13 protein-coding genes are annotated in these 6052 nt (G+C 46.2%); all 13 read left to right on the top strand.

Features of this window, described 5'->3' with window-relative positions; all coding sequences use genetic code 11:
• Positions 1-119: 119 nt before the first annotated feature.
• The 13 genes from rpsJ (at position 120) to rplX (ending at position 6043) form a co-directional block, all read left to right on the top strand.
• Positions 120-431 (top strand): 30S ribosomal protein S10, encoded by a 312-nt coding sequence (gene rpsJ / locus KJA68_RS10795; RefSeq protein ID WP_213036940.1) that lies wholly within the window; start codon positions 120-122, stop codon positions 429-431.
• A 59-nt stretch (positions 432-490) separates the two neighbouring features.
• On the top strand, positions 491-1135 hold the full coding sequence (gene rplC / locus KJA68_RS10790) for a 50S ribosomal protein L3 (RefSeq protein WP_213036939.1): 645 nt from the start codon (positions 491-493) through the stop codon (positions 1133-1135).
• On the top strand, positions 1135-1761 hold the full coding sequence (rplD, locus tag KJA68_RS10785) for a 50S ribosomal protein L4 (protein WP_213036938.1): 627 nt from the start codon (positions 1135-1137) through the stop codon (positions 1759-1761). The genes rplC and rplD overlap by 1 nt, the downstream gene beginning before the upstream one ends.
• Positions 1758-2075, top strand: coding sequence for a 50S ribosomal protein L23 (gene rplW, locus KJA68_RS10780; RefSeq protein ID WP_213036937.1), 318 nt, complete (start codon positions 1758-1760; stop codon positions 2073-2075). The genes rplD and rplW overlap by 4 nt, the downstream gene beginning before the upstream one ends.
• A 3-nt stretch (positions 2076-2078) precedes the next feature.
• Positions 2079-2906, top strand: a complete 828-nt coding sequence (rplB, locus tag KJA68_RS10775; RefSeq protein ID WP_213036936.1) for a 50S ribosomal protein L2 — start codon at positions 2079-2081, stop codon at positions 2904-2906.
• A gap of 12 nt (positions 2907-2918) precedes the next feature.
• Entirely contained in the window at positions 2919-3203 is a 285-nt protein-coding gene (gene rpsS / locus KJA68_RS10770; RefSeq protein ID WP_213036935.1) for a 30S ribosomal protein S19, read from the top strand.
• Positions 3204-3212: 9 nt separating this feature from the next.
• Entirely contained in the window at positions 3213-3545 is a 333-nt protein-coding gene (gene rplV, locus KJA68_RS10765) for a 50S ribosomal protein L22 (RefSeq protein WP_213036934.1), read from the top strand.
• A 4-nt stretch (positions 3546-3549) separates the two neighbouring features.
• Complete coding sequence (gene rpsC / locus KJA68_RS10760) at positions 3550-4263, top strand: 30S ribosomal protein S3 (RefSeq protein ID WP_213036933.1); 714 nt, start codon at positions 3550-3552, stop codon at positions 4261-4263.
• Positions 4247-4663: a 50S ribosomal protein L16 gene (gene rplP / locus KJA68_RS10755; protein WP_213036932.1), complete on the top strand. Its 417-nt coding sequence runs from the start codon at positions 4247-4249 to the stop codon at positions 4661-4663. Before rpsC ends, rplP begins: the two co-directional genes overlap by 17 nt.
• Before the next feature lie 2 nt (positions 4664-4665).
• Positions 4666-4860 carry a 50S ribosomal protein L29 gene (gene rpmC / locus KJA68_RS10750; RefSeq protein ID WP_213036931.1) on the top strand — a complete coding sequence of 65 codons (195 nt, stop codon included), beginning with the start codon at positions 4666-4668 and terminating at the stop codon, positions 4858-4860.
• On the top strand, positions 4857-5120 hold the full coding sequence (gene rpsQ, locus KJA68_RS10745; RefSeq protein ID WP_213036930.1) for a 30S ribosomal protein S17: 264 nt from the start codon (positions 4857-4859) through the stop codon (positions 5118-5120). The genes rpmC and rpsQ overlap by 4 nt, the downstream gene beginning before the upstream one ends.
• 187 nt (positions 5121-5307) lie before the next feature.
• Positions 5308-5676 carry a 50S ribosomal protein L14 gene (gene rplN / locus KJA68_RS10740; RefSeq protein ID WP_213036929.1) on the top strand — a complete coding sequence of 123 codons (369 nt, stop codon included), beginning with the start codon at positions 5308-5310 and terminating at the stop codon, positions 5674-5676.
• A gap of 52 nt (positions 5677-5728) precedes the next feature.
• On the top strand, positions 5729-6043 hold the full coding sequence (gene rplX, locus KJA68_RS10735) for a 50S ribosomal protein L24 (RefSeq protein ID WP_213036928.1): 315 nt from the start codon (positions 5729-5731) through the stop codon (positions 6041-6043).
• The last annotated feature ends 9 nt before the right edge of the window (positions 6044-6052 follow it).

Here is a 6052-nt window from a genome sequence, read left to right as displayed (position 1 = left end):
TCGTGGCTAAAATTATTGAGTAATGAAGTACGGTTACCTGCATTTCTATAGTATAATCGCTCATTTAACCGAAGCTAGGGCGATTGTGGCAATTTGCTTCAAAATTTGAGTATAACATTATGAAAAGTCAGAACATCCGAATACGCCTGAAAGCTTTTGATTATCGTATGATTGATCAGTCGGCATCTAGGATTGTAGATACCGCAAAGCGCACTGGTGCTGTAGTGAAGGGGCCAATCCCTTTGCCTACAAAAATCGAACGCTTTGACGTATTGCGTTCCCCGCATGTTAACAAGACATCGCGCGACCAGCTTGAAATTCGCACCCACCTTCGCATGATGGATATTGTAGATCCAACTGAAAAAACAGTTGATGCGTTGATGAAGCTCGATTTGCCTGCGGGTGTGGATGTTGTGATCAAGTTGCAGTAACAAAATCGAAATATTGGTTGACCAATTGAAGTCAGCCCCTTAAATAAGGAATAATGAGAATGAGTTTAGGACTTGTCGGTCGAAAGATTGGCATGACCCGTGTGTTTACCGATGACGGTTCTTCGTTGCCGGTGACTGTGCTGGACGTGTCAAATAATCGTATTAGCCAGATCAAGACTGCAGCTATTGATGGGTACAGTGCAGTGCAGCTTACTTACGGGGTAAGACGTGCTTCCCGCGTGACAAAAGCAGCTGCGGGTCATTTTGCTAAAGCCGGAGTAATTGCGGGTAATGTGCAGAAAGAATTTAGGGCTTCCCCGGAAGAACTGGGTGCGATGCAGGCAGGCGGGTCACTAACCGTCGATCTGTTTAAGGTCGGTCAGAAAGTTGATGTGACCGGGGTAACAATCGGTAAAGGTTTCGCTGGAACGATAAAGCGATATAACTTCGGATCGGGACGTGCTACGCACGGTAACTCGAAGTCACATAACGTTCCTGGTTCAATCGGTATGGCGCAGGATCCTGGCCGTGTATTTCCTGGTAAGCGCATGTGCGGACACCTGGGGGACGTTCAGCGTACTGTTCAAAATCTTAAAATAGTACGCATCGATACGCAACGTCAATTATTGTTGGTAATGGGCGCTGTTCCTGGAGCTAAAGGTGGCGAGGTTTTTGTGCGTCCGGCTGTAAAGGCAGGTGAATAATGGAACTAAAGATGATTGACGCAAACGGTGCGTCAGGTGCCAGCGTAACGGCATCAGATGAGTTGTTTGGTCGCGAATATAACGAAGCGCTGATTCATCAGGTGGTAACTGCCTATCGGGCAAATGCACGTTCCAGCAACTCTAAGCAAAAGGGAAGAAGCGAGATTGCAAAGAGTACGCGTAAACCCTGGGCACAAAAAGGAACAGGGCGTGCGCGTTCAGGTATGGCTTCCAGTCCAATTTGGCGAGGGGGTGGTAAGATTTTCCCAAATAGCCCGGATGAGAACTATGCACAAAAAGTCAATCGGAAGATGTATCGTGCTTGCCTCGCATCTATATACTCTCAACTCGTACGTGAAGACCGGATTGCGGTGATTGATAACTTCACCATAGAGGCTCCGAAGACAAGACTTTTTATGCAAAAAATAAAAGGGATGGGCGTCGATTCAGGTCGGGTTCTGATAATTTGTAATGATATAGACGACAATTTATATCTTTCGTCAAGAAATTTGCCCAATGTCTTGGTGCTTGAACCTCACCAGGCAGATCCGGTGAATCTGGTTCATTTCTCTAAGGTGTTGGTAACGCGAGATGCGCTGGGAAAAATTGAGGAGTTACTGGCATGAGTAACCAAGGTTTTAGTAAAGAACGTTTGATGAAAGTATTGCTTGCTCCGCAAATTTCGGAAAAAGCAACTTACATAGCGGAAAAAAATGGCCAGATAATTTTTCGTGTGGACTCCACGGCCACTAAACCAGAAATTAAGGCGGCAGTAGAGATGTTGTTCAAGGTAAATGTTGAGAATGTGCAAGTATCCCTTGTAAAGGGAAAGAAAAAGCGTTTTGGAAAATTTATTGGAAAGCGCAGTGACTGGAAAAAGGCTTATGTGTGTCTTGCTCCCGGTCAGGAAATTAATTTCGCTGCAAATGAGCAAGGATAGAACATGGCACTGATAAAACTTAAACCAAGCTCTCCTGGGCGACGTGCTGTTGTTCGCGTTGTCAACAATGAACTGCATAAGGGTTCTCCCCATGCAGCTCTGCTGGAAAAGAAGACAAGATCTGCTGGACGAAATCATAATGGACATATCACGGTTCGGCATATGGGCGGAGGTCATAAGAAGCACTATCGGCTTGTCGATTTCAAACGTGATAAGGATTCCATTCCTGCAACGGTTGAACGTCTTGAATATGATCCAAACCGAAGTGCCCATCTCGCTTTGCTGTGTTATACCGATGGAGAGCGCCGTTATATCATTGCGCCCAAAGGTATCAGTGCCGGATCGCAATTGATAAGTGGATCAGATGCTCCGATCAGGTCCGGGAATGCGCTTCCACTACGAAATATACCTGTTGGCTCGACCATACACTGCATTGAAATGATGCCAGGTAAAGGAGCGCAACTTGCCAGATCCGCAGGTGCTTCCGTGCAGCTTTTGGCACGAGAGGGAAGCTATGCCCAGCTTCGCTTGCGCTCAGGAGAAATTCGCAAGGTTCACGTTGATTGCAGGGCTACGATTGGCGAAGTTGGAAATGCGGAGCACAGCTTGCGTTCAATCGGTAAGGCGGGGGCAATGCGCTGGCGCGGTGTCCGGCCTACGGTTCGCGGTGTCGCGATGAATCCTATCGATCACCCGCATGGTGGTGGTGAAGGAAAGACTGCAGCTGGACGGGATCCAGTTAGTCCGTGGGGTGTGCCTGCCAAGGGTTATCGTACACGCAGCAATAAGCGCACGGGCAACATGATTGTGCGTCGCCGCTTTCAGAATTAAGGGGTAGAAAATATGGCACGTTCCATTAAAAAGGGTCCTTTTGTTGATGCGAATTTATTAAAAAAAGCCGAGACCGTTCGCGCCAGCAACGATAAGAGGCCGGTTAAAACTTGGTCACGTCGGTCAACGGTAATACCAGAATTCGTAGGTCTAACCATAGCGGTTCACAATGGCAGGCAGCATATCCCGGTATATATTTCCGAGAACATGGTAGGACATAAGCTTGGGGAGTTTTCTCTGACGCGCACCTTCAAAGGCCACGCTGCAGACAAAAAAGCCGCGGTCAAGAGGAAATAAGGAGGTACGATGAATACAATCGCTGTTGTGAAAAGTGTGCGACTATCTGCGCAAAAGGGACGTCTGGTTGCAGATCAAATCCGAGGTTTGTCAGTCGCCAAGGCACTTAATATCTTGACTTTCAGCCCAAAAAAGGCAGCTGGAATAATCAAGAAAGGTCTTGAATCTGCTATTGCCAATGCAGAGCATAATGATGGGGCCGACATTGATGAGTTAAAGGTTGGCAAAATTTATGTCGATAAGGCTGCTTCCCTTAGAAGATCCTCCGCACGCGCCAAAGGACGAGGAAATAGTATTGAGAAGCAAACCTGCCACATAACAATAATCGTCGGGAGCAAGTAAGGATATGGGACAGAAAATTCATCCGACCGGATTCAGATTAAGCGTACAAAAAAACTGGACTTCCAGATGGTACGCAAATAGTAAAAACTACTCAGGAATGCTGCTTAAAGATATCGAGGTTCGCGATTATCTTAAGAAAAAGCTTTATGGTGCGGGCATATCTAAAATCGTGATAGAGAGGCCAGCCAAGAATGCCAAGATCACCATATATTCTGCTCGTCCAGGAGTTGTTATTGGTAAAAAGGGGGAAGATATCGAAGCTCTCCGCTCCGAGCTGAGAACCCGCATGGGACTTCCGGATGTGGCACTAAACATTGAAGAGGTGCGTAAGCCAGAGATTGATGCACAACTTATTGCGGAAAGCATTACGTCCCAGCTTGAGAAGAGAATCATGTTCCGCCGAGCCATGAAACGTGCGATGCAAAATGCAATGCGTCTTGGAGCTCAAGGGATTAAGATTATGAGTGCGGGTCGTTTAAACGGAATTGAAATCGCTCGCAGTGAGTGGTATCGAGAGGGCCGTGTCCCATTGCATACTTTACGGGCGAATATAGATTATGGTACGGCCGAGGCTAAAACCACTTATGGAATAATCGGTGTCAGGGTTTGGGTTTACAAAGGGGAGCATACAGGGGTGGATGAAGTAGTTGCCCCATCTGCTCCAGAACCTGAAAAAAGAGTAAGAAAGTCGGGGGCGAAACATGCTGCAGCCAGCTAGAAGAAAATATCGCAAGGAGCAAAAGGGTCGAAATACCGGTGTGGCAACACGGGGTAATAAGGTTAGTTTCGGTGAGTTTGGCTTGAAGGCGGTTGCCAGAGGGCGATTGACAGCTCGCCAGATTGAAGCAGCCCGTCGTGCGATGACCCGGCATATCAAGCGTGGTGGAAGAATCTGGATTCGTATCTTTCCAGATAAACCAATCTCTCAAAAACCTGCTGAAGTACGGATGGGTAATGGTAAGGGGAGTCCAGAATACTATGTCGCCGAGATTCAGCCTGGAAAGATGTTATATGAAATGGATGGAGTTGAAGAGGGTCTGGCGCGAGAAGCATTCCGGCTTGCATCGGCTAAGCTGCCTATCGCAACTACATTTGTAATTAGACAGGTTGGGGCATGATTATGAAAGCAGCTGAATTAAGACAAAAATCCAACACTGAGCTGGGGCAAGAGTTGCTGTCGCTCAATAAGGCACTTTTTGGACTGCGTATGCAATTGGCCACACAACAGTTGAGCAACAACAGCCAGTTGAATAAGGTTCGTCGTGATATTGCCCGGGTAAAAACAATCTTAACTGAAAAAGGTGCTCAACAATGAGTGCAGTAAATTTGAAGCGAACACTGACTGGTACGGTAGTTAGCAACAAAATGGATAAAACAGTTACCGTTCTGGTAGAGCGCAAAATCAAACATTCGTTGTTGGGGAAAGTAATACGCTTATCCAAAAAATATCATGCACATGATGAGAAGAATGAGTATCAGGAAGGTGATCTGGTTGCAATTGAAGAATGCCGGCCATTATCTAAAACTAAAAGCTGGCGAGTGACTGGTTTGGTAGATAAGTCGCAGGCAGCGTAGCAATCCTATTTGACGGACAATCACTGTTTTGTGGAAAAGGCATAGAGAAGTGCAATTTTAGCTTGAGTTTGACAAGATAATTTGATATGCTTTATCGCTTCATTCCTCATAGCTGTTTCCTGTCGTTTTAACCCAAACGGGTTCCAAGACTGGCCGCTTATATGCGGATAAAGTTGGAGAGTAAATAATGATACAAATGCAATCTGTTTTGACTGTCGCAGATAATTCCGGTGCGCGTTCTGTTATGTGCATTAAGGTACTTGGCGGATCTAAGCGCCGATATGCGGCAATAGGTGATGTAATCAAGGTTAGTGTGAAGGATGCTGCCCCCCGTTCGCGTGTAAAAAAGGGGGATGTTTATAGTGCTGTTGTAGTACGTACGGCAAAAGGCGTTCGGCGTCCGGATGGTTCACTTATCAGATTTGATGGAAATGCTGCGGTGTTGCTGAATGCAAAGCTTGAGCCGATCGGTACACGTATATTTGGTCCGGTGACACGCGAGTTACGGTCTGAAAAGTTTATGAAAATAGTTTCGCTTGCTCCTGAAGTGCTCTAAATAGGATAGCTTTATCTAAAAGTTATGAATGCAGGCGGTCTAAGGAAAAGTCATGCGCAAGATTATTAAAAATGATGATGTAATTGTTATATCAGGAAAAGACAAAGGCAAGCGCGGAAATGTGCTTCGCGTTTTAGGTGACCGCTTGTGGGTGAGTGGTGTCAATATTGTCAAGAAACACCAAAAGCCGAATCCGGTTAAAGGCGTCCCTGGAGGTATTGTTCCAAAGGAAGCTGCTGTTCATGTTTCAAATGTAGCAATATTTAATGCATCGTCCAGCAAACCAGACCGCGTAGGTGTTAAAGTCCTTGAAGACGGGCGTAAAGTAAGAATTTTTAGATCTAGCGGCGAAATCATCGGCGCGTAAAGGAGAAAA

It is taken from the genome of Candidatus Nitrotoga fabula (assembly GCF_905221025.1).
In the GTDB taxonomy this organism is placed as follows: domain Bacteria; phylum Pseudomonadota; class Gammaproteobacteria; order Burkholderiales; family Gallionellaceae; genus Nitrotoga; species Nitrotoga fabula.
This window is presented reverse-complemented; position numbering and strand designations above follow the sequence as displayed.